Below are 24,631 nucleotides of genomic sequence, written 5' to 3'. Positions count from 1 at the left end.
ACAACACGCCGCCAACAGACCGAGGGTGCAGGCTATGCCGTCGATGATTTTGAGCTTGATTGGGAGCACCAAGTCGCGGTCTGTCCGCAAGGGCATGTGAGTACGGGATGGCAATCGCCCACGTTGGTGGGAAAACCCGCGATCCGTATCCGCTTTCGTGGGATAACGTGCCGCGCCTGTCCAGTTAGGGCAGCCTGCACGTCGGCCAAAACGGGGCCACGGCAATTGACGATTTACCCGCAGGCATTGTATACGGTGATGCAGGCCGCACGACAACGAGAAGCGACCAGCGCGTTCAAGCGAACGTATGCCTTACGATCAGGGGTGGAGAGCACCATGGCGCAGCACGTCCAGCGCTTTGATGGCCGCATCAGTCGCTATCGTGGCATGCAACGAACGCATTTGCAACAACTGCTGATTGCAACGGCGACCAATCTTGTTCGCGTGATTGATTGGTTGTGGGATAAACCGCTTGATGAGCAGCGACGACCACCCGGCGCGTTTGCACGTTATGCACCGCATCGCCTATCGCGACGGACGATGTTGGCATGATAGAGTGACTTACCCAACAGCGTCCACCTGTTTCCTGCAATAAGGCTGCTTTCTGTTCCTGCCATACTGTCGCATCAATCAGATCATCCTCAAAGCTTTGAAACCGATTACTCGTGCGACAAAACAGATCGCCGGACTCTAAACCATTCCGGAGCAATCGGTACAACAAAAATTCATACCGATCAGGGATGATCTGCTTCGTTCCATCAGTCGTCACCTGATAGAGATAGCGTCTGAGGTGTTTGGGGATAAACCGCATCGGGATGGCATCGGGATTGACTTGACTCAAGCGACGATTCTGATCCCATACCTGTTTCAAAAAGCACACGGCTTCCAGTACCGGATCATGCAGCCGCAATGAAGCAAATTCTACCAAGCGCAGGATCGGTCGCAGTGGCGGTTTAAAGCGTTGTGACATGGTTTGGATGTGATCCCATTGAAAGGCCACTTCATCGAATCGTGCATTGGTGGTTAGATACTCCGCAACCTGCTCGATTCGTGATCGTTCAAGGATGGCAAAGGCGTGATCTTGAATAGTTGAAGCTAATACGTCTGGTGGATGATTGGTGGTGAATAACTTAAGGATGCGTCCCGCCTTGGGCAGATCTGCATTGCGGGCCAGCCGATGGTGATACACCTGTTCCTTTGCGGCTTCTTTCGCGGTATCAACGACATGTTTGACCGTCGTAATAAGGCAGGTCAAGAGATGATCATGCAGCCGATGGTAGCGATCAACAACGAAGCACACAAGATACAGATAAATAGTCCACTCGTCGAATTGGCGCAACCGAAACACCGTATAGTAGGAGACCAACGACGCATAATACTTCATTCCTTCCGCCGAAATGCCCAAGTGGGGAAGCACGCGCTGCGCAATCGCATACAATGGACGGAGTTGATCAGCCCGCGCACGTTCTTGCCGCATTTCGCTGCGACTAAAATCGCGCGGATCGTGTTTGAGACGCGTCAAGGGATAGAGACCCTCGGTTTCTGCGAAGAGTTCATCAAAGACCGCACAATCAGCAGGAGTAAGGTGTTGTTTGAAGATCGCAGTTAAGCGTTCGTATTCATCAGTAATCGCCTGACTCACAAGATCTTGGAGAACCGTATAGCCAGGAGCAACCCAGCGCTGCTCGCTAAGATACCGAAATACTTCGCGAAAGACATAGATGGGTTTGCTACTAATCTGTGCTGCTTGGCGAGCACGGAGCGCGAGCGCAGTACGTTCGGTGATCCCACAAAGTTGATGCTGCTGGAGATTCAAAATAGCGCGACGGATCTTAATGCGCGTCGGCTTGGTGATGGGCCGAAGCTTGGCAAGTGTAGCCCTTGGGAAGTGTTGTGCAAGAATTGCTTGGAGATCATCGGTCACGGCAGCAAATGAGATTGAAAAAAAACGCTGTTTAGCCTTAAAATAGCCAAGTTCAAGAATAAACGCAACTTGAATATGAAGACGACTGAACATGGAAAGCATGGATTTTTCAGCGGGAGTGAGGGTAAATGCTTGGAGGCGCTCGTCGGGTGTAAAGACCGGACGGGCGAAGAGCGCCTCGACCTCGGATGGGGAAAGAATGTGCAGTCGTTTCTGAACGGGATCAGCGCTCGCTTTTGGCACAACGATCCTTTCGTACCCATGATCGATAGGGGTCTCAAAACGTACACCTTCTGAACCATGGTTAATTGAGGGTTGCACAATATGTCTCAGAATGGCCGTATCATAACATCTTTGAGATTCTGCGCCAACTAGGAGGACTCGATGGCACGCATCGGCTATGCTCGCGTTAGTTCTGTTGGCCAAAGTCTGAGTACCCAGATTGCCAAACTGGCAGCGTGTGACAAGATCTATCAAGAAACGCAGAGCGGCACAACGGCAAAGCGTCCGCAACTAGCGGCCTGTCTCGAATATCTTCGTGAAGGCGATACGCTGGTTGTCACGCGTCTTGATCGTTTAGCCCGTTCCACGTATCACCTCTGCCAAATTGCGGCTGAGCTTACGCGAAAACAGGTCGATCTCCATGTATTAGATCAACAGATTAATACGCATGATGCCACAGGGCGGCTCGTCTTCCATATGTTGGGGGCCATTGCGCAGTTTGAAACCGAGTTGCGGGCAGAGCGACAGATGGATGGAATACGACTAGCGAAGGCACGGGGAGTCGCCTTTGGGAGGCGTAAGACCCTTCTCCCGGAACAGATTGCAGAATTACAGGCACGGCGGCGCGATGGCATCACGATTCGCAACTTGATGAAGGAGTATCGACTTTCCAAAGCAACCATCTATCGTTATTTAAATCAGGCTCAATCCCTATAATTGGCCTAGGAGCAAAATTTGCGCCGCCATTGCAGAGATATATAATTGTTTTTGCTTATCCCTTCAAAAGTATAGTTATGTGTATATGATTTTCTGACGGAGAATAGCGCTTTGAAAATTCATCGTCTACTCTCCACGTTAGAATAATTTGACACATCTCCTATACTAAATTGGATCTATCATCACAAAATATCAACCCATGGCTGGAGAGTGGACAATATAGGATGAGTGGGCCGAGGCAGGGAATAGGATCATAACTAAGCGGCTCTAGACGAAAGAGATTGGTGATATTTTATGGCTATCTAATAATATTACTATTGTTTTTTCAGCAGAAATATTGAGACTGACCAGAATACCACGTAGAATATATATGGAAAGCTAATTCATGATATTCAGGAAATGAGTATGTTATCATTACTACCGCGTTCGAGTGGGGACTTTAAGAAAATAGATTTCTAAAGGGCCTGCTGTCTATATAACATACTGCTTGTATGCAGAGGTTTCTCCATAATCATTTAATTGTAGAGGATTTTGGATGGCTATTCATGCACAGATTATTCGTTTCTTTGATAACAAATACGATTTTGCGGAAAATTTCCTAGATTCTTACAATTTCGATGTAAATTCTCTTAAAGGCATACATAAAAAAATGAGACTTGGTTATAGCAATTTTGATAAATCTGAATTGCTAAGAAGAATAGTTTCAGCTCTGAGACAGAACCAGTATAACAATAGTCGGGATAGTGAGTTAATTATCGAAGAACTAATAAATCGTAGTAAGAAATGGATGTCAATAAAGATTGGCAAAGTTTTAAGTTTTCCTCAATGTAAAAATCCTACTGAGTTGTTATGGAAACCAGGAACCGATGATTGGTATGGCCCAGTCATTGTTAGTACGGAGCCAGATGTACGTTGGTATATTCGTCCTGTTTCTGTAAAACATTCTGAAATTGATGAAGAAGGTAAGGTTGTTCAATTAAGTATCAGATGGTTATGTTTTGCTCGTGTTACAAACGACACTATATCTTTACATTGGAATGGTTTTAGTCATGCAGAAAAGGAAGACGATGCAGAATCAATACGTCGAGGAAATTCACAATTTGAATTTTGGTTTAAGGTGCCAGGTATATTCCAAGAGCTAGAATCCTTAACAAGCTCTAAGGTTGATTTTCTCAATCTACAAGACATTGTTCTTCAAAAAATGATGGAGGAATTTCAAGACTCAGAAGAATTCACATGGCAGCATCTTAAGATACGAGCAGAGGCAAATGGTGTAGTTCTGAATGCTCGTGCTGGGCGAATAAATAGCATTGAAGAATCTGGTCTCATTCACCTTGCACGTACACTGAAGGATCATATCAATAAGGAATTACAAGACAAATATGGTACACCATTTGTGGACGAGAGGCGAATAGAGCGTGTGATATTGAATACACTTATACGTGAACATGGTGCTTTGGCATATGAATTTGCTCATTCAGTTGGTGATTCTACCGTATTACATATGCATGTTTACTTTGGTCTTAAACCTGGCACGCCTACGGAAGATCTATTTCCTCATATAAATGTATTTGTTACAAAACAGAGCGACATCGAACAATTAAAGTATTTCCTATCCTATGCAAGAGGTAAAGGCGTATATGATAACCTTGAACCTACATAACTATCAATACTTTGATAGAAATCCTGAAGCAGTAAAGGCTATTAATAAGCTTTTTCTGCTTCAGCGAAGCATAGAGCCAAGACAAATATCATCATCTGTTGGATGTACATTTAGTGACTCCTTGGATATCTTATTTACAATTTATGCTAAAGAGTTAGCCATAATACGAGTACGTCTATATCATCGCTTACATGATTTTCCTATATATGAACTACCTATGGAAAATGGTCCACCAAAATTCCCTGTGTTTTGTGGTGAATGTGAAAAGGATATATATATGGAAGAGTCATATTATACTTTAGTATTTTTTGTTCAGACAAGCATTACTTTCAATGTAGTCTCAGAGAATTTAATAGAGGTATAAAAATGGATAATGACAATTCCACTTCCGTCACTGATGTATCTCCAGCGGTACTTGCAGCTATGCTGGCTCGTCTTGGTAAAAGATCAGATCTTTCAAGAGATGAAAGGCGACTAGTTTTTGCTTCCTTAAGAGAATGGAAACTAGAAGACGAATGTTACGATCCTAATCCTGAATTAATTGTAAAAATAGAAGAATTTAGACTACGTATTGAAACAGAAGAAAAGGCAAAGGAAGCAGCAAAAGCAGCAAACAAAAAATATACCGCTCCACGCAACGATGGCAAACTATTGGAAGAGATACTATATCTTGCACTTAGCTCACTCCAAGATATTAATCGTATCAAAAGTTACTCAGCAGCTGAGTACCAGATTGATTTAGAGGTTTCAGGATCTGGAGGTTTATGGGAATGGATGATGAAAGACTTTTTGAACTTACCAGGTGATACCTTTGTTGCTGAGGCAAAGGATTATGGAATCCCAATAGAAAATAAATATTTTTCTCGATTAGTATACATATTAGATTATCACATCAATAAAGATTCATATCTTGGGATATTTTTTACCAGAGAAGGAGCATCAGGATTTCCACAGCCAGATCAGCCATTAAAAAAGATGAGTGGTTGTCTAGCAACACAAATGTTATTTCGAGCAAGAACTGAAAAATTTATTATTGTATTTAATAAAGAAGATATCTATAGATTAGGTGAAAGAGGTTCGTTACTAAAATTAATAAGAGCAAAAATTCATGATGCTCAAGGTTGGGCAGGAAAACCACTTGACATCGATAAAGGATGGAATGAAATTGATCTTCCCCCTCATATGGCTAAGTATAGGGCATGATTCTTTGATTGGGGCAGTTATGGCTGAATTTGTTAATAGAAAAACCTATGTTCATCTTAGGGAAGTCTATCAATACGAACTACAAATATGCAGACTCCTTCAGCCCATTTATGAGTCTATTAATGTACCAGTGAAACGTCAATGGCGTTCTTTCCCCTATGAGGATTATTATCCAAATGGAGACGATCGTCACTATAGAACGTATATGCCTATTATTGATATTGCCGTGGGACCATTTGCTGTTTATGAACAAATGATACCGTGGTACGACCAATTACTACAATATTCTTCATTATTGATTACGGAGTTGATTGCATATCATGCTTCTAATATTCGGTTGATGCATGGATTCTATGAGTCTCCCACATTGGAAACCCTGACAACCTACAATCAAAATGCTCGATGTTTCCTATCTATAGAGATAGAAGGTTTTAATAGAAATCCTAAGCATATTCTCGGCAGCATTTTTAATGCATCATCCTTAGGACGTTTAGGCATTGCAGTAGCATGGAATGATGTTCAATTAAGAAGATTCATTGGTATTCAACAACATTTAAATTTTTTGAGTGTGCATAAGAAAGGTTTTTTTACTACAAATAACGTTTTATTTATATTGCGAGAGCAATTAGAACAAGCAATCACAACATTTAGTACACACTTGCAAGGTTAGCATATCTTGTTGGGCTGTCCACTAAGAACGATGGTTGATGCTTCCAACAACTTTATCTTTCTCCCCAGTCGGGCGATATGAAAGTGTCTCTGAGGTAATTGTATTGCTCCAAGTATGAATGCTCTATCTATCGATAGCTTGCACGATATTGTCCTCATCTGTACGGTGGATGAAAGGCGCACTTGAATTCGTCACCAGTGTCAATATTGGTCATAGGCATATAATTGACCTTTTTGAGGGGTTAAGCAAAAATCCCCAGACTGCATCTTACCTGATTCCGAAAGATGCGTATTTATCAAACAAGAGTAAAACAGATCTTTATCAAGAAAGTACCTTATTATTAATTGGATTTCATTCGACTACTGATAATTTCAATGCTCTAATCTCTACGCATCTAGTGAATACACCGCAACAACGTCGTGAACTCTATTTAATTTTAGCCTACATTAGGAATAATACACAAAATAAAACAAAGAAGTTGATTGAAGAAACTATCACATTTATTAAAAACAAGCAAAATCTTCACACAAAACATATTCTTGCTTTATGCTATGGAATCAGAAATATCTATGCGCATAACGGCGTTGCCGCAGCGCTTGGAAGCGAAAACTATCGTTTCAAACAGATCTTCTATTTGATCCTCTATGATTCTTTAGTGCTTTACGCACTTAGTTTGGGAAATCATTACTGTATAAAATATTTAGAATCGATGACGCTTCCTCCTCTAGTTTCTCCTGATTTTTAGAGATGACTATGTTAAAAGGGGAAACGCCACTATTGATGCAGCGAACGACAAGATTATGATTATCGGCCATTAGATATGGTGCATATTTGTGGGGTTATGACACATAATCCACAGTCATACGATACTTCGTTCTGTTCACACTATCGCATACTGCACCATAGTAGTTTTACCAGCTTGAAAGTATTTATGAGGTTTCTATGGCCCGTATGATTCCCGATATTGGACCAATCGCGAACGATAGCCATCGAGCTGAACCAGATATTTATTGGAGATTAAAGAAGCAGTTGGATGAGAGCTTTATCGTTATTCATAGTATTCCTTGGATAAGTACCAAGGCTCGTGAAATCGATCATCGGGATGTTCCAACTGGTGAAATCGATTTCCTCATTCTGCACCCGATCTATGGTATTCTCGCATTAGAGGTCAAAGGTGGTGTTATTGCATTTGAACGAACAACATTTGTGTATCGTGATGGGCGAAAACTTCAGCCAGTTAATCAGCTTCGCCGTGGCGTTCATTCCCTACAACCTTGGATTCAGAAACAAGGCTTTCCGTTTATCCGGATAGGGTATGGCATCGTTTTGCCAGACTCTGATCTGGGAGGGAAGCCGGTTCCTCCGGCACTGATGGATATCAACCCTGAATCACCGAAGCATATTGCCTTTGATAAAACATCATTGAAACACTTCGGGAAAGCGGTTATGAGCCTGATGCAACATTGGAAGCAAGCGCTCGCCGTAAAAGATACAACAGCACAGATTATTGACCAAATTGTCGATCTCATCTGCCCCATGGCTGACTATACCCAGCGGTGGTCAACACGGATTCTGAGTGACGCACACCAGTGGCTCGCATTAACAGATGAACAGCAAAAACACCTTGATCGCATGCACACCCAGCAACGGATGGTGTTGACGGGACGAAGTGGAACAGGGAAAACGCTTCTTGCACTCACGCATGCTCGATCCTTAGCAAACAACGCATTGCGGGTACTCTTTGTCGTCTTTAATGTAGAATTAGCACAGTATCTTAAAGCCCAACTTAATGATACAACTATCAACGTAACAACATTCCATAAACTTTGTACCGATGCACGCCGTATACTTGGATTGAGCGTGTCCTTTGATGATAATTGGTTTCATGAGGCACCAAAAGTGTTCCAACTCGCCGTTGATGCACAGCAGTTGGGCGATTATGATGCCCTGATTATTGATGAAGGACAAGTATTTAAGCAAGAGTGGCTTCTTTCCTTTACCCAATGGTTTATTGATAAGCCAATTCTTATTTGTTGTGATGAGACGCAAGTATTTTCATATGAATCGAAAATAGCAGCTAGTGAGATTGCTCAGATCATCAATGTTCCCAATCCTTTCACATTATCCATGAATCTGCGTTCGCCTCGGAGCGTCTTTGATCGATTATGCGAAGTTTTGCCATCAGATTATGAACAGATTTCTCCGCGACCACATGAGCAAGACACGCTTCGCGAGTTGGCATCTGACTTTCCCTTGCAGACCCTTTTTGAGTCAATTTATATCCTCCATAATGCCGGCGTTAGTGCTCAGGATATTACCGTAGTCTATTTGCAAGATGAACCAATGTATCGAAACGCTTTTCAAAAAAAATACAGCCAAAAACAACACGATCTTAAGCAGTTGAAAGAACGCATCTCATCTGAGCACCATCTTCACTCCCGATATCAGTACCAACTTCACTCCCTAGAGGATGATCATAGAACATACACGTCTTTATATGATATCTATAAAAACGTGGAGTCATATGTTAATAAAACAATTTCTATCCGTAAATACCGCGGCTTAGAGTCGCCCATTGTTATCATCTATGTGAGTGGAGAAGAACGAGTAGATGATACTATGCTGGCCTGCGCGTATGCACGAGCTACGAGTTTGTGTATCGTAATTTATCCAACAGAGAAATTTTTTATTTCAAAAACATCACAGTTTATCTCAGTAGTTATGCGTGATATACCTGATGTGAAGACGATCATTAAGCAACGATGGCCACCATATCGAAGCATGCATATGTCTTCCATTTTCACAACATTACCAGATATACGATGGTCTCACACATGGCAAGGATGGTCTGTAATGGAAGAGCAAAGTTTATCCATTTCCACAGCCTTATGGGTACTTCACCTTGCCCTCTCCTCACAGTACCCAGTTTTTCTTGCTTCTACTCCAGAGCGTACTCCAAACGATTGGAGTTTAAGAGAATATGCGCATATTTCACTTGATGCGTGGAAAGTCTATCCCATAAAAGGCCACTATGAGCTTAAATGGTGTGATGTATGTCATCGGATCGCTCGCTGGAAACGATCGCACTGCCTTGATTGTCTTAGTGACGATGATGTAAGACTTCCAAACGAAATACAGGATTTACAGCGGTATGAATTAATTGTAACCAATCCCTCCAATTTTTCGCCGGCAGAGAAGCGAAAACTTTCTCTATTTTTGCTCGCTTTGGGATACTGGAGAACACTTAGCGTAGAAGAACAAGCTGTTATTGCTCAATCGATTCAAGGGCAAATGGTACTCGTTGGGCCAATGATTCGCTTCTTTCAACTTCTGGTTGGGATTACTATTATCAAGTCTAAGCTTGGTTCCACAATTCGTCGCGATATACTCATCAACCAATACAAAAATTGGTTTACTGAATTAAATGAGCTGCCTGCATCAATGTTCCGTGATCAGATATCGATTGCATTAAATTCGTGGAAATCGCAAGGATGGATCGAGAAGGAACAGGTGAAGATTCCTGGTATATATAGACGCTTAGCAATCCTTCCGAAAGAAGCATAGCACACTTAGCCATACATCATGTTGTGGCTAAGTGTGAAGCGTAGAATGGTATGGGCCTCCGCCACCCATCGCGTTGGATCGCTATTGTCCCGCATCAGCCGCTACAGCGAAATGGTGACATACTGATGATGGCGAGCGAGGGTGCTGGTTGATTGTCTGAAAAGAGATCTTAATTCGTGCAAGACCGGGGAATGAATTGTTTACGAGCGAAAGAAAAAGCGCTGGACGAGCGCGAGTGCATGGTGGCCAGCAGCGGTTCCGGCATGCGACCATGCATCGATGATTGGCGGTATGGTGCGCAGGCGAGCCATGGTATGCGCATTCGTGATTGATTCGGCGAGCAATTAATTCAGGGCGAGTTCTAGTATATACATCTGGCAGAATGCGGCATCATCGCTACCATTCCTCGTTAGGCCATGATACGATAGCATCGTGTTGCTAGCCGAGGAGCCACCCCATGAGTCACGCAAACACCCTCACCCTCGAATGTACTCCCGCCGCTGCCGATTCGCCCGATCTTGCCTACTGGACGTTACAGTTTAATCAACGCACTGCGAGCGGTATGTTGCCTGATGTGCCAAACAAACAGCAACGGGCCGATTTTCGATGGTATTTTGACGACTACTTGAAATGGCCATTCCTAGAATTTCGGACACGAGCTGCCAGGGTAGAGGCTGATCTCGTAGCAGTTGGCAAAGCGCTCTTTCTGACAATCTTTGCATCGAGTTCGGCTGCAACGAAAATTTATGATGAGTGGATAAGTGTTGATCATGGTATTCCAACCTTGCAAATATTGAGTCTGATTCCGGCGGTGCTGAGCATCCCATGGGAGTTATTGCATGATGACTATGGCTTTTTAAACCAACGACGATTGAATCCCGTTGCTATTTACCGCATTGCAAAAACGATTCCTTCAACCATCTTAAGACACCAATTTGCAATGCCCTTGCGGGTATTGGTCGTCATCGCGAGGCCTGATGATGTCGAATTTCTTGACCCACGGACATCAGCCCAGACTATTCTTGCGCAATTACAGCACTTAGAGCGGGATAACAAAATTAAGCCTGGCATGATCGAATTCGAGTTTTTGCGTCCACCAACCTACGATCAGCTGGCGCGACGTTTGCAAAATGCCACCAAACCCGTGCATGTGTTGCATTTCGATGGCCATGGTGGTTTTTCAAATCTCCAACACGGGAGTCCATACGAATCGATGGCATTTAAGGCCGCGCATACGAATCAAGGTGTTTTAGCCTTTGAAACAGCGGATCATCATCTCAATATAGTCCATGCAAGTGATTTTGCAAAATTGTTGAATGGTGCTGGCGTGCGCTTGGTCTTGTTGGATGCCTGTCAAACCAGTGTGATGGATACCAGTGAAAGCGACGATACTGACTACCAACGGCAACAAGCCTTGGGGAGTGTAGCAACTCAGTTGTTGGCGGCAGGTGTGCCCGCTGTGGTGGCCATGAGTGCCAGTGTCGTTCCTATGACCACCGCACTCTTTTTCGGCGAATTCTATGGCTTGATCGCGAAGGGCCAGTCGGTACCACTGGCTTTGGAGCGCGCACGTCAAGCCTTGCAAAGCCAGCCTGTGCGCTTGTACTTGTCACAGAATCCAGACAAAGATGCTGAATCAATTACCTTAGAGGACTGGTGGTTACCCCATTTTTATCAGCAACGTGAGATTAATCTTATCCCAACTGGCAAACCACGTCGCCCCAAGCCTGCCAAACTGTCGGGCTTTGTGGAAAACCCCTTGCAACGCCCGTTTGTGGGTCGTGCCAAAGAGCTATTACATCTAGAACGAGCCTTGCTCAATGGTAAAATTGTCTTGTTGCATGGTTTTGGCGGCATTGGTAAAACCCGTCTTGCCAGCGAAGCCGCCGCCTGGCTGACCCAAACCAAGCTCTATCACGGCGCATTGCTGCTGTCATTTGAACATGGTGGAAGCCACATTGCCTTGCTCAGTGCGATTGCCCGCCATTATGCGTTGCCCGAAACCGATTCGCACGATTTGCAAGCAGCCGTGCAGCGCTTCAAGCCGCACCTACGCAGCAAGCCATTGCTGATTATTGCGGATAATTTGGAGAGCATTTTGCCCAACGCGGGCAATGCCGAGCTGAATGTCTTGGATGCGAACGAACGCCACACCCTGTGGGATTGTGTTCTGAGCTTGCGGCAAGCAGGCGCAGGCATGATTTTGACCTGTCGTGATTTTGATTTGCGCGATAGTCGCTTGCAGCAAGGCCCCTTCACGCACTTGGTGCCCATGCGCGGCTTGGATGCACCCGCAGCCTACCGTTTTGCCACGGCCTTGCTCGATGATTTGGCGATTGATCGGCGGCGTGCGCCAAAACTGCAACTAAGCACGCTTTTGGCGCGGCTTGATCATCACCCGCTGGCCATGGGCTTGACCTTGCGAGCCTTACGCGAACCCAGTTTGAGCATTGAACAACTGCTGAGCGACTATTGCAGCCTGCTCGCTCGATTCACCGATGAAACCGACCAGAACCAACGCCATCACTCATTGGATGCCTCGCTCACCTACTCGCTGCAACGCCTCAGTCCTGATCAACGCGAGTGGCTAGCCCGCCTCGCTCCATTTGAAGGAGGTGCATTAGAACTATTCCTTTTAGAGATTACCAAGATTCCTGCTGTGCAATGGCCCCAACTCCGCGTTGCTTTAGAGCATGCGGCATTAATCCAAGTAGAGCTACTTGGTGGCGGTTTAGTATTCTTGCGTTTTCACCCAACCCTTACGCCCTATATCCGTCGACAATACCGATCTCCAAATGATTTAGAACAACGTTTTGTCGAGTGTTATTGCGAACTCTTAGAGGAGAGTCGTCTTGAGGATACACAACACTCTCAAGCGACTCGGGTATTAGTGCAATATGAACTACCCAATTTGCAAAGAACAATCCAAAGGTTATTAGCTTTGAATGAAATTAATGCCGCAGTGGTTAGAATAATAAATTTGAATCACTTTTATTACATTTTTGGCATGCAACGTGAGCGCAATCTGCTCAATCAACAACTTGCCCAGCATATGTCCTCTAGCAAACAGCTTTCTGAAAATGAATATCTGCATGAAAGTGAGCTTGGCAATGCGGAATTTGTGCAAGGTAACTATAATGGGGCGCTCCAACGCTTTCAGCAGCTTTTAATTCGTATTGTACACCAACCAAGTGGTCAATCATATGGTCTTGGTTCATATACACATTGCCTAACGCTTTCTCAAATTGGGGACTGTTTACTAAAATTGGGATCTATTCTTGAGGCTCAAGATATCTATCAACAAGCATTAATTATGATTGAACGGCTATCTGCTCAACAAAAGGATAATCGTTTTTATATTCGACAACAAGCTATACTATTGGCCAGACTTGCTGATTGCAACGTTGATGAAGGTCAATTCAAGCAAGCTCAACTTTTCTATGAGCAAGCGATAGATATTTTTCAAAGGCTTGATGATTTACAAAGCCAGGCCGTAACTTTAGTCCAACTTGGCACGTTATCCTTGCAACAACATATATATAATGAGGCTAATCAAAGATATCATGAGGCACTAAACATTTATCAGCGTTTAAAGGAACCAAAAGGCGAGGCAACTATCAACCATCAGCTTGGTAGAGTTGCCGAGAAACAAGAAGATTGGTTAAAAGCAGAACAGTACTATCGCCAAAGTCTTATAATCAAAGAAAAGTTGAATGATAGCCTTGGTATTGCTACTACATGCAGCCAATTAGCAATTGTTGCACAATTCTTAGGAAACCCAGACGAAGCTGAAAACTGGTATCAACGAGCGTTAAAAATACCTCATATACCAATACTATATTATGCACACTGGCTCAGCAATCTTGCCAATTTGATTGTCACCCAAGTTGAAACAGGAAATTGGGCATGTAATAGACTGACTGAGGCGCAAGGCTATGCTGAAGAAGTATTGAGGATTAAAGAGATGCTTGACCCGTCGCGTACCGAAATATGGACAACCTTTGGTATTCTTGCCGATATAGCCAAATTGGTAGATCTGTCAGATCAAGCATCTCACTATCGCCAACAGGCACGAATTGCCTATATATCCCATAATGGTAACAGATGGCATATAAATAGGCAGTTTGGGCAATTGATTGCAGAAATTGTGGCAGCAACCCAAGGAGATCAAAAATATCGAACTATACTTACTGCTGAATTCTCTAAAATGCAAAAAAACAATGGGATTAACCTTCTAGAAGTTATCCATCGTATTTGGGCAGGTGAACGTGATTGGCAATCGCTATGTTCAGATCTGAATAATCAATATTCGTTATTGATTGTAAGAGTCATAGAAGAATTAGAAGAAAAAAGACAAAAGTAAATATAAGGAATCATAAAGAGTAGGGTTGGCCAACGCTCGATTGATCACGCTACGCTTGTATCAAAAATAGACTGGTTTTATGTCAAAATAGTGAGACTGCCCTGCCGTTATGTCAGATATACTGAATATTAGCCTAGTTAATCTGGGTTGTGCTCGTGTGAATTATGAACATCATGCGGAGCGGTATGAGTGTCATCGCGCTGCTGCTAATCCATAAGCATAGTATATTGATAAATACTCCCTCATGCAGGTGATTTTTCTGCCATCCATGCCAGAAATCGCCAAGCAATGTATCTATTAAAGTAACGATAAACCCCAACCCTAAGTGCTGTGTGAGGAGTCCTCGATAGAATGGCCAGCCCTTATTGCCATCGTAGCCGATGCCATTCTTGTCCAATGCCCGCCTTTGAGAAATACGAGGGTCATCAACTAGTAACATCATGATCCTATCAAAATGTTCTCTAGTACAACATACAAGGATTTTTTATCAAAGGATACAAGAATGAACACTGTAAATCCTACCCAGTCGGATCCACACTATCTTATCCTTCGTGTTAATGATCCGCATAACTGGTTTATCACTGAATTCCAACAGACCTTGGCCGATCACATTCATATCCTTGAAACAGTTCCTCGAAAAGATCTCAACGACGTGAAACTCGTTGTAGAGATTGTTAATCACAGCGTCAATATTGCCGCATCAGTGGCGGCAATATTGACGCTTTTATGGGCCGCCCGCGATCGTGCTGCGCGATTAATGCCGCAACCCGATATTAATATTACGACCAGTGATGGAAAAAGCATAAACTTAGCCCATGCTGATCAAGAACTTCTTAAGTCACTCTTAGGAATTGATGATCAATAGTCTATGGATACCGATAGACTCTTATTTACCCGTAGAGGGTGATAGGATGACAGTGTAGTGCTTGTTGAGGAGTAACCCCGTGAGTCAATCCAACATCCTCACGCTCGAATGTACTTCTGCCACTGATGCGTTCGCTGGTACGCAATGGGTGCTGCGCTTTAATCAACATAGTGCCAGCGGAACCTTACCTGATATTCCGAATAGCCAGCAACGAGCCGACTTTCGGTGGTATTTTGAAGATTATTTAGATTGGCCATTTCTGGGATTTCGTGAACGTGCTGCTCAGGTTGAAGCGGAGTTAGCCACGGTTGGGAAGACGCTCTTTGCAGCAATTTTTCGATCAAGCGCCAGTGCGGCAGAAATCTATGCTGAATGGATGCAGGGTGATACGGGCGTTCCAACCCTGCAAATTTTAAGTCTAATTCCCGCCGTGTTGAGCATGCCATGGGAATTGCTGCACGATGATTTTGGCTTTTTGAATCAACGACGCATCAATCCCGTGGCGATCTATCGTACCGTTTCCAGCGTTCGCTCAAAGATTATAGCCCAGCAGTTTGCGATGCCCTTACGGGTGCTCGTCGTTGTGGCGCGGCCCAATGATGCAGGATTTCTTGATCCCCGAACATCAGCCCAAACCATTTTTGCCCAATTGCAGCAGCTAGAAAACGACCAAAAACTCAAGCCTGGTATGATTGAGCTGGAGTTTTTGCGTCCACCAACCTACGATCAGCTGGCGCGACGTTTGCAAGATGCTACCAAACCCGTGCATATTTTACATTTTGATGGTCATGGCGCTTTTCCCAAAATGCAACCAGCTAGCACGTTCTATCCATCGGCCACCGTGCCGGAAGGAATGTTGGCTTTCGAAACAGGTGATCACAAGGTTGATACAGTTGCCGCTAGTCGCTTCGCTGCATTATTGAATGGAGCTGGGGTACGTTTGGTCTTGTTAGATGCCTGCCAAACCAGCGTGATGGATACCAGCGAGAGCGCCGATGCTGAGTATCAAAAGCAGCAAGCCTTGAGTAGCGTGGCAACCCAGTTGTTGACGGCGGGCGTACCCGCAGTTGTGGCAATGAGCGCTAGTGTGTTGCCGATAACCACGGCGATCTTTTTTGGCGAATTCTATGGCTTGATCGCCAAGGGCGAGCCAGTGCCATTGGCGTTGGAGCGGGCACGTCAAGCCTTGCAAAGCCAGCCGGTGCGCCTGCATCTTGCGCGCAACGCTGAGCAAGAACCTGATCCAATTAGCTTGACCGATTGGTGGATGCCGCATTTTTATCAGCAGGCAGCGATTAATCTGACTCCAACGGGCAAACCACGCCGCCCCAAACCTGCTAAACTGTCGGGCTTTATGGAAAATCCCGTGCAACGCCCGTTTGTTGGACGCGCCACGGAGCTGTTGCAGCTTGAACGAGCGTTGCTTAATGGCAAAATCGTGTTGTTGCATGGCTTTGGCGGCATTGGCAAAACCCGCCTTGCCACCGAAGCCGCCGCCTGGCTGACCCAAACCAAGCTCTATCACGGCGCATTGCTGCTGTCATTTGAACATGGTGGCAGCCACATTGCCTTGCTCAGTGCGATTGCCCGCCATTATGCGTTGCCCGAAACCGATTCGCACGATTTGCAAGCAGCCGTGCAGCGCTTCACGCCGCATTTACGCAGCAAGCCGCTGCTGATTATCGCTGATAATTTGGAGAGTATTTTGCCCAACGCGGGCAATGTTGAGCTGCATGTGTTGGAAGCCCAAGAGCGCCAAGCCTTGTGGGATTGTGTGGTGGGTTTGCGAGCAGCAGGCGCAGGCATCATTTTGACCTGCCGTGATTATGATTTGCGCGATAGTCGCTTGCAGCAAGATCAATACACGAGCATGATCGAGCTGCATGGTTTGGACGAACATGCGGCTTACAATTTTGCTACTGCCTTACTCGACGATTTGGCGATTAATCGGCGGCGTGTGCCAAAACTACCGCTTAGCACCCTGTTGGCGCGGCTCGATCATCACCCGTTGGCGATGGGCTTGACCCTGCGGGCCTTGCGCGACTCTAGCTTAAGCATTGAGCACCTGCTGAGCGACTATAGCAATGCCTTAGCCCAATACACTGATGAAACTAGTGCCAACCAGCGCCATCACTCACTCGAAGCCTCACTCACCTACTCGCTGCAACGCCTCAGCCTTGAACAGCGCGAGTGGATTACACGGCTTATGCCCTTTGAGGGTGGCGCAAGCGAAGATGATCTTTTGGAAATTACCGAGATTCCCGCTGAACAATGGCCGCAACTTCGTGCTGCCCTCGAGCATGCCGCATTAATTGTCCCTGTTGCAATTGAAGGCTTTACTGTGCCTTTTTTATCCTTTCATCCAACTCTTGTACCCTATCTACGCCACTATCATCTGGCTCCTCCCGACCTAGAGCAACGTTTTACTATGCGCTACTATACAGTATTGCACTCTTGTGCTAGACAGGAGCATCAAAACCCAAAAGAGGTAAGGATGTTGGTCAAATATGAAATGCCTAATTTACAACGAGTGATCAAAATTTTAATAAACCTGAAGGATATTACTAGAGCGATAAACATGATTACTATTTTAAATAAGTTTTATGATGTTTTTGGGATGCAACGTGAGCGCAATCTGCTCAACCAACAAATTGCACCATATATTATTACAAACGAACAACTAACTGAGTCAGAATATTTACATGAGAGTGAACTTAGTATGGCTGACTTTGCCCAAGCCCACTATAATCAAGCGCTTGAGCGACTTATAACGTTATTAGCTCGCATTGAGCAAAAGCCAACTAATCAGCCACTGGGCCATGGATCCTACCAGCATTGTGTAACCCTTGGGAGAATAGGGCGTTGTCGCTATAAAATAGGGCAATCAGTTCAGTCACAACAAATCTATTATCAAGCCTTGTCCTTAATTGACCAATTACTTGTGGAACACATAGGGAATCATATATATCTTCAACAACAATCTATTTTATTGGCACAACTTGCAGATTGCTATCGTGATCAAGGTGTGTTTGTTAAAGCCCAAGTCTATTATGATCGGGCTTTAACCATTCAAGAATCTATTGGGGATAAGCATCGCCAAGCAGTAAGTTTAGAGAAACTTGGTACTTTGGCTCTTGATCAACGCCAGTATTCTGATGCTGTAAAATGTTATGATGCAGCACTAGCCCTATATCAATCTTTAAGTTACCCAAGCGCTAAGGCAGTTATTTATCAACAACTTGGGACAGTTGCCCTCTTGCAAAACGACTGGATTACTGCTGAATTTAACTATCGCCAAAGTCTCAAAATTGAGGAATCATTAGAAAATAGCCTTGGAATTGCACAAACCTGTAATCACCTCGGGATTGTAGCAAAATATTTAGATAAACCTCTTGAAGCTAAGGATTGGTTTCTTCGAGCTTTACAAACCCCTGATTTGCCAGCATTAAGTCGTGCTCATTGGTTATGTAATTTAGCAGCACTATTTGTTGAACAAATTGAAGCAGGGATATGGCCTCCTAGTCTATTAACAGAAGCTCAAGGCCATGCTGAAGAAGCATTAAGTATTACACAAACCCTTGATCCTGCTGTTGCTGAAATATGGAAAGACTTCAACACGCTTGCTAAAATAGCCAGATTAAAAGAGCTGCCAGAGCAAGCAGCCCAGTATCGTCACCTAGCACACATTGCCTTTGCAGACCATCCTGCTAATCGCTGGCGGATTGATCAGCAATTTGATCAATTGATCGCAGCTATTGTTGCGGCAACCCAAGGCCATTACGAGGCACGAGCTGAGGTCGAGCAAGTATTACCTCGATTAGAGGCAGATGGGTGGATCATTAGCAAGTTTATTGATCGTATATGGGAAGGCGAACGTGATTGGCATAGGTTATGTAACGAGATAGAAAAACCAGTGATAGCATTATTGATCTTACGGGTGCTAGAGGAGTTAGAAACATCTGGTAGCAATGAGGACAATGCGGATTAGATTCATCACACGTCACGGATTGTCCCGAACTAACTAGTGTATAGCTAGCAGACGATCGTGACGAACTATTGTTGGCTGCGTTGCTTGAAGCAATTAGTCAGGTCGTGGTCGTCGTACTGCAAGGCGACGAGGAGCCTACGCAGCTGGAACTGTTACAGAGCACCATCATGAGGGTGAAAATGCGCATTAATTTAGCTTAATCCCAAGGGCTAACTTGTTTCGTAAATCAGAACTCTAACCCCAAAAAAGTGCACTGCCACCTCTTTTATTCCATCATCGAGCAAGATACTGGAATAATCCAACGGCCATGATTGATTTGTTGCGTAATCAATCTTGGCCGTTGCTTTTGTGTCCATGAATCCCCTGCCGTTCGGGGCGCTGGTTCTAACCAAACACAAGGGAATGTGGCTGTTTCTCACCGGATTCGTTTCAATCCCCTGCCGTTCGGGGCGCTGGTTCTAACACGGTTCGCAATATCGCCATTTCGATTCTGGTTACTATAGTTTTAATCCCCTGGTAATCGGGGCGCTGGTTCTAACTTGGAGCGATAATTTTCGGCCTCATAATACTCGTCCTGTTTCAATCCCCTGCCGTTCGGGGCGCTGGTTCTGACGGATTATTGGCTCTATGCACCTCAAGGAGGGGCTGGTTTCAATCCCCTGCCGTTCGGGGCGCTGGTTCTAACCCGGTTGTCGTACGGGGTCTTTGTGGTTGACCACAGCGTTTCAATCCCCTGCCGTTCGGGGCGCTGGTTCTAACAATGGCCCCGAGGGCAAGCTGTATGTCGGGGGCGGGTTTCAATCCCCTGCCGTTCGGGGCGCTGGTTCTAACGCAATATCTACCACGGATTGTTCATAACCAATAACGTTTCAATCCCCTGCCGTTCGGGGCGCTGGTTCTAACAATTTCGCTAATTGATTTTCTTAGCTTGGGCCAAGCATTTGTTTCAATCCCCTGCCGTTCGGGGCGCTGGTTCTAACTGTTAAATTCCAATCAAGATCTGGAAAACACTAATAAAGTTTCAATCCCCTGCCGTTCGGGGCGCTGGTTCTAACACCGCGACTGGTCTTGGGTAGCCAAACAACTCCACACAAGTTTCAATCCCCTGCCGTTCGGGGCGCTGGTTCTAACTGGATGGTTAATCATCTTTCTACAGGGAATTCCACCGATTGTTTCAAACCCCTTCCGTTCGGGGCGCTGGTTCTAACCAAGGATCTTCCCATCCCCGGCAACCGGTGATGCGTTTCAAACCCCTTCCGTTCGGGGCGCTGGTTCTAACTTTTCCTTGCTCCGATGGGCGGAGCACTGCACATGGTTTCAAACCCCTTCCGTTCGGGGCGCTGGTTCTAACTTCAAGATCCCGATGTGGGAACAAGTGAGTTCGTCTGCGTTTCAAACCCCTTCCGTTCGGGGCGCTGGTTCTAACCACAGCTTGCCCACCTATTTCATCATCGGCATGTGTTTCAAACCCCTTCCGTTCGGGGCGCTGGTTCTAACATCATTATGGCTCTGATATACCGTATAGGGTACACAGGGTTTCAAACCCCTTCCGTTCGGGGCGCTGGTTCTAACGTTGGTCGATGATTTGGAAAAATTTCATAGGGAAGGGTTTCAAACCCCTTCCGTTCGGGGCGCTGGTTCTAACTTTCCTGTTTGGCATCGGCTACGGTCTGAACTACGCCTACGTTTCAAACCCCTTCCGTTCGGGGCGCTGGTTCTAACTCATAGTAGGCCGGCCAGAATGTAGGGTCGAAAAATCCGTTTCAAACCCCTTCCGTTCGGGGCGCTGGTTCTAACCCACCACCGCTGGCATCGCCTCGGGCACTGATAGAGTTTCAAACCCCTTCCGTTCGGGGCGCTGGTTCTAACAAAACGGTAATGGCGGTGGTCTCTCAATCAATAATGCGTTTCAAACCCCTTCCGTTCGGGGCGCTGGTTCTAACTCTACTAACCAAACACGTATAGTAACCGTAACTGGAGTTTCAAACCCCTTCCGTTCGGGGCGCTGGTTCTAACCGACAAATCGCACACACGCCATGCTGTCGCTCGTAGAGGTTTCAAACCCCTTCCGTTCGGGGCGCTGGTTCTAACGCCCTCTCCACTAGTGCCATTAGGCATTAGCAGGAGGGGGTTTCAAACCCCTTCCGTTCGGGGCGCTGGTTCTAACACCCAAGATCGTCATGACCGATTTCAGCATTAACGGCGTTTCAAACCCCTTCCGTTCGGGGCGCTGGTTCTAACCGTGCAATGTGACCGTCGGTTGCCGACGGTCACATGTTTCAAACCCCTTCCGTTCGGGGCGCTGGTTCTAACCCTTCTGTGTCCACTTTTTGCGCCAAGCCTGCTCCTGCTGTGACCTGCTGGCGGCTCAGCGTGCCATCGCGATTGGCACAACGTGTACTGTGAAAATTATGGTCAAGTTCAATCATTCAGAACCATAGTGGATGTCCACTTTCGTCCAGTGTATCAAACCTGTCAAGCCATTCGAACGAGCCATCCCATGATCGACACATACCCATCACTCGTTGCCCCAGCTCGCGGCCACGCAGATCGAATTTCCCCTCAATACCTCCCACTTCAGCACGAACGTTCGCTAGAGAAAACTGGGGGAATCTGCGTTGGTACGCGCACTATAGGCGAACGAAAAACGGCAAGAGTCGGTAGAGCGACCGGATGGCACGGCGGGTGATGTGCTGTCTAGCGCATAGATTTGGCTTTACACGCGCCAGTCCTCCCGCTACAATCAAGCCAGATTCACCCCACGTAAGAAAGAAGGTTGTGCCTATGGCCACGAACACCACTGGTTCTGTCAACGCTGATGATTCCGAGTTCTACGGCCCCGTGGTAGGGGTTAATCTCGGCACGATCATCTATGGCCGCCCGCCCGAAGAAACGGAGCGCCAACGCTTAGTTGATTACTTAAAGCAGGTGACGAAAAGCCACAACACCCTGCGGGTGGTCGGGGTTGGCTCGTCGCATCTCACCTCGGGGATTGACCTCGCATCCGCCTATATGATGCTGGCGGTGCAGGGACGGCAGCGGGTGCTTCGGCCCTTGAATCCAGAGGAGTTTGAGGACTATCAGCAACACAGGTTTGAAATTCCTGAGGAACTGAGCGCTGATCAGTGTTTGCCGGATCACGCCGTCATTGCGGTCGCTGAGGATGCACAATCTGGTATGACAGCCTTTTTTCGCGCCGAACTGGCGACGGAAACCGTGTTGAATCACCCCTACCTCGTGCTGTGTGGCCCACCGGGGAGCGGCAAATCGACCTTCGCCAAGCATCTGGTGTGGGCTTTGGCCCAGCGCGGTCTGGATCAGATTAATCACCATACAGGTTTGCTGGGCTGGGATGACAACCAGTGCGTGTTGCCTGTGTTCATGCCCTTGCGCACCTTGGCAGGCGCATTGGTTGGTCAAGATTTAGGGTTGCAATCGGAAGCCAACATTGGACTGTTGCTCGCTGCTGTTTACGAGTATTTACAGACGAAATATGGCCTTGAACGGCCACGCGAGCTGCTGAATGCGGGGTTGAACGGTTCGCGCACGGTGTTATTTGTCTTTGATGGCTTGGATGAAGTGCCACTGGAAGCGACGGCGGAGAGCCTTGATCGCCTATCACTCTTGACCTATATCCGCTTATTTGCCAATGCCTATGATGCGCGTATCCTAATCACCTGCCGCTCCCGTGCATGGACGGAGGAGTATCGCCAGATCACCCACTGGCCGATGGGTGAGTTGGCTCCGTTGAGCGGTGGCCAAATGACCCAGTTTATCCGCACATGGTTTCCGTTGTTCCATGCCAAGGGCCTGATTGAGCACGAAGCGATTGAGCGCTATGGCCAGCAGTTGGTGCAGGCATTGCACGACCCCCACCGCCGTCGCTTACGAGACATGGCCGACAATCCGTTGCTATTGAGCATGATGATATTTGTATTGGCTCGCAAGGGTGTGTTACCACGTGATCGTCATAGCCTGTATGACGATATCCTGAAACAACTGTTGGGCGAGTGGGATACCACCAGTCGCAATGGGCAGAACTTGGGGCAGGCGGTTGGGGATGACCGGATTACGGGCGATGAGGTGCGCGATCAGGTGTTGGATCGGTTGTGCTATCAGGCGCATTTAACGGCCACCTCAGCGGATGGCCGTGGCCGGATTCCAAGCCGCGAGTTGAAAGCGGAATTAATGGAGTATTTTGCGCGGGTCAACGTGGCCGACCCCTATCGCGCGGCGGAGCGCTGTATCGCTTATATCGATCAGTGCAGTGGCTTGCTTCAGCCAGAGGATGATGGCAGGGTCTATGCCTTTGCCCACTTGACCTTGCAAGAACAGAGCGCGGGTCGTCACTTGGTGTTTTCTGAATCGCTCGATCAATTGTTGGCCTTACGTCGCGATGACCGCTGGCGTGAGCCGATCTTCTTAGGGGTTGGCTGCCTGACCAAAGCGAGGCTTGGCAGTGCCAAAATTGAACAACTCCTGACAACCTTGGTTGATTCCGATGCCTATGAAGCGGAGGAGATGCATCAGTATGACTGGTATCGTGATCTCATCTTGGCGGCTGAGTTAGGCGCGGACTGCGATTGGGGCTTGTTGCGCGGCAAGCAGATCAAGGTGGATCGCATCCAGCGACGGTTGCGAACAGGGCTGGTTAACCTGCTTGAAGACCGTGCACACGCCCAAGCGGCGCTTAACTATTACAACGGTCAAGCGATGGAGCCTGCGCCGCTGCTGGTGCATGAGCGTCAAAAAGCTGCTGAACTTCTCGCAGACTTGGGCGACCCGCGCTACCCAGTGACCATTGAGCAATGGCAACAAGAGACGCGCCAACTTTCCATACATTTTGGCCGCGAAGGTACGCACTATTGGCGGTATGTCCCTGCGGGGCGCTATCAGATTGGCGGATGGGATAAACCAGAACAAACTACGACCGTCGAGCTTCAATCCTACTGGGTTGGGCGGTTTATGGTCACGGTTGAGCAATATCGCGCGTTCATGGATGCAGGCGGTTATACAAATGACGATTACTGGACGGATCGCGGATTGATATGGAAAAAAGCTCGGGAACGTACTGAGCCAGGCATATGGAAAATGCAACTGGAAAAGAAATATCAAAATCAACCAGTTTCTGATGTAAGCTGGTATGAGGCATCTGCATATTGTAAATGGTTGACACTACATCTTGAATCATGGCTACCATTAGGTTATCAAGTATGTCTTGCACGTGAAGACGAGTGGGATGTTTCCGTAGCATATGATGCTCAAATGCAGCATCAACCATATCCTTGGGGCGAACAACCTGCCACCCAAGAGCATGCTGTCTATAATTGGAGCGAAGTTAATCATCCTTTAGCAATCGGCTTAAGTATTGTGGGTCAATCCTCGTGTGGAACCTTTGATAGCGTTGGTAACCTCTGGGAATGGACAGCTACGCCAGCACGAAGTTGGGTCT

General features: G+C 46.4%; 11 protein-coding genes, 1 pseudogene and 1 CRISPR repeat array. Of the genes and pseudogenes, 11 read left to right on the top strand and 1 reads right to left on the bottom strand.

The window, feature by feature from the left end:
* Positions 1 to 96: 96 nt before the first annotated feature.
* Positions 97 to 387: pseudogene (locus tag ABEB26_RS27015) on the top strand (transposase); the annotation flags it as partial.
* Here ABEB26_RS27015 and ABEB26_RS25015 read toward each other — a convergent pair.
* The gene (locus tag ABEB26_RS25015; RefSeq protein WP_345724821.1) at positions 371 to 2,167 is read right to left on the bottom strand and encodes a DUF4158 domain-containing protein; all 1,797 of its coding nucleotides are present in this window, start codon (positions 2,165 to 2,167) and stop codon (positions 371 to 373) included. The pseudogene ABEB26_RS27015 and the gene ABEB26_RS25015 overlap by 17 nt on opposite strands.
* 141 nt (positions 2,168 to 2,308) lie before the next feature.
* On the opposite strand from ABEB26_RS25015, the gene ABEB26_RS25010 reads away from it, so the two are divergent.
* The 10 genes from ABEB26_RS25010 to ABEB26_RS24965 all read left to right on the top strand — a co-directional run.
* Complete coding sequence (locus ABEB26_RS25010; RefSeq protein WP_345724820.1) at positions 2,309 to 2,863, top strand: recombinase family protein; 555 nt, start codon at positions 2,309 to 2,311, stop codon at positions 2,861 to 2,863.
* A gap of 535 nt (positions 2,864 to 3,398) precedes the next feature.
* A complete protein-coding gene (locus tag ABEB26_RS25005) occupies positions 3,399 to 4,526 on the top strand; it encodes a hypothetical protein (RefSeq protein WP_345724819.1) in 1,128 nt (375 codons plus the stop codon).
* Positions 4,527 to 4,892: 366 nt separating this feature from the next.
* Positions 4,893 to 5,729, top strand: coding sequence for a hypothetical protein (locus ABEB26_RS25000; RefSeq protein WP_345724818.1), 837 nt, complete (start codon positions 4,893 to 4,895; stop codon positions 5,727 to 5,729).
* A 19-nt stretch (positions 5,730 to 5,748) separates the two neighbouring features.
* A complete protein-coding gene (locus ABEB26_RS24995) occupies positions 5,749 to 6,399 on the top strand; it encodes a hypothetical protein (RefSeq protein WP_345724817.1) in 651 nt (216 codons plus the stop codon).
* Between the two features lie 169 nt (positions 6,400 to 6,568).
* Positions 6,569 to 7,144 (top strand): hypothetical protein, encoded by a 576-nt coding sequence (locus tag ABEB26_RS24990; protein ID WP_345724816.1) that lies wholly within the window; start codon positions 6,569 to 6,571, stop codon positions 7,142 to 7,144.
* Between the two features lie 197 nt (positions 7,145 to 7,341).
* Positions 7,342 to 9,963, top strand: a complete 2,622-nt coding sequence (locus tag ABEB26_RS24985) for a nuclease-related domain-containing DEAD/DEAH box helicase (RefSeq protein ID WP_345724815.1) — start codon at positions 7,342 to 7,344, stop codon at positions 9,961 to 9,963.
* A 562-nt stretch (positions 9,964 to 10,525) separates the two neighbouring features.
* A complete protein-coding gene (locus ABEB26_RS24980) occupies positions 10,526 to 14,326 on the top strand; it encodes a tetratricopeptide repeat protein (protein ID WP_345724814.1) in 3,801 nt (1,266 codons plus the stop codon).
* A 502-nt stretch (positions 14,327 to 14,828) separates the two neighbouring features.
* Positions 14,829 to 15,191, top strand: a complete 363-nt coding sequence (locus ABEB26_RS24975) for a hypothetical protein (RefSeq protein ID WP_345724813.1) — start codon at positions 14,829 to 14,831, stop codon at positions 15,189 to 15,191.
* 79 nt (positions 15,192 to 15,270) lie between these two features.
* The gene (locus ABEB26_RS24970; RefSeq protein WP_345724812.1) at positions 15,271 to 19,179 is read left to right on the top strand and encodes a CHAT domain-containing tetratricopeptide repeat protein; all 3,909 of its coding nucleotides are present in this window, start codon (positions 15,271 to 15,273) and stop codon (positions 19,177 to 19,179) included.
* A 352-nt stretch (positions 19,180 to 19,531) separates the two neighbouring features.
* Positions 19,532 to 21,492: direct repeats of the CRISPR family, unit length 37 nt; unit sequence GTTTCAAACCCCTTCCGTTCGGGGCGCTGGTTCTAAC.
* A 471-nt stretch (positions 21,493 to 21,963) separates the two neighbouring features.
* Positions 21,964 to 24,631 (top strand): NACHT domain-containing protein (locus ABEB26_RS24965; protein WP_345724811.1); only part of this gene is annotated, 2,668 nt, incomplete at its 3' end.

It is taken from the genome of Herpetosiphon gulosus (assembly GCF_039545135.1).
GTDB lineage: Bacteria > Chloroflexota > Chloroflexia > Chloroflexales > Herpetosiphonaceae > Herpetosiphon > Herpetosiphon gulosus.
This window is presented reverse-complemented; position numbering and strand designations above follow the sequence as displayed.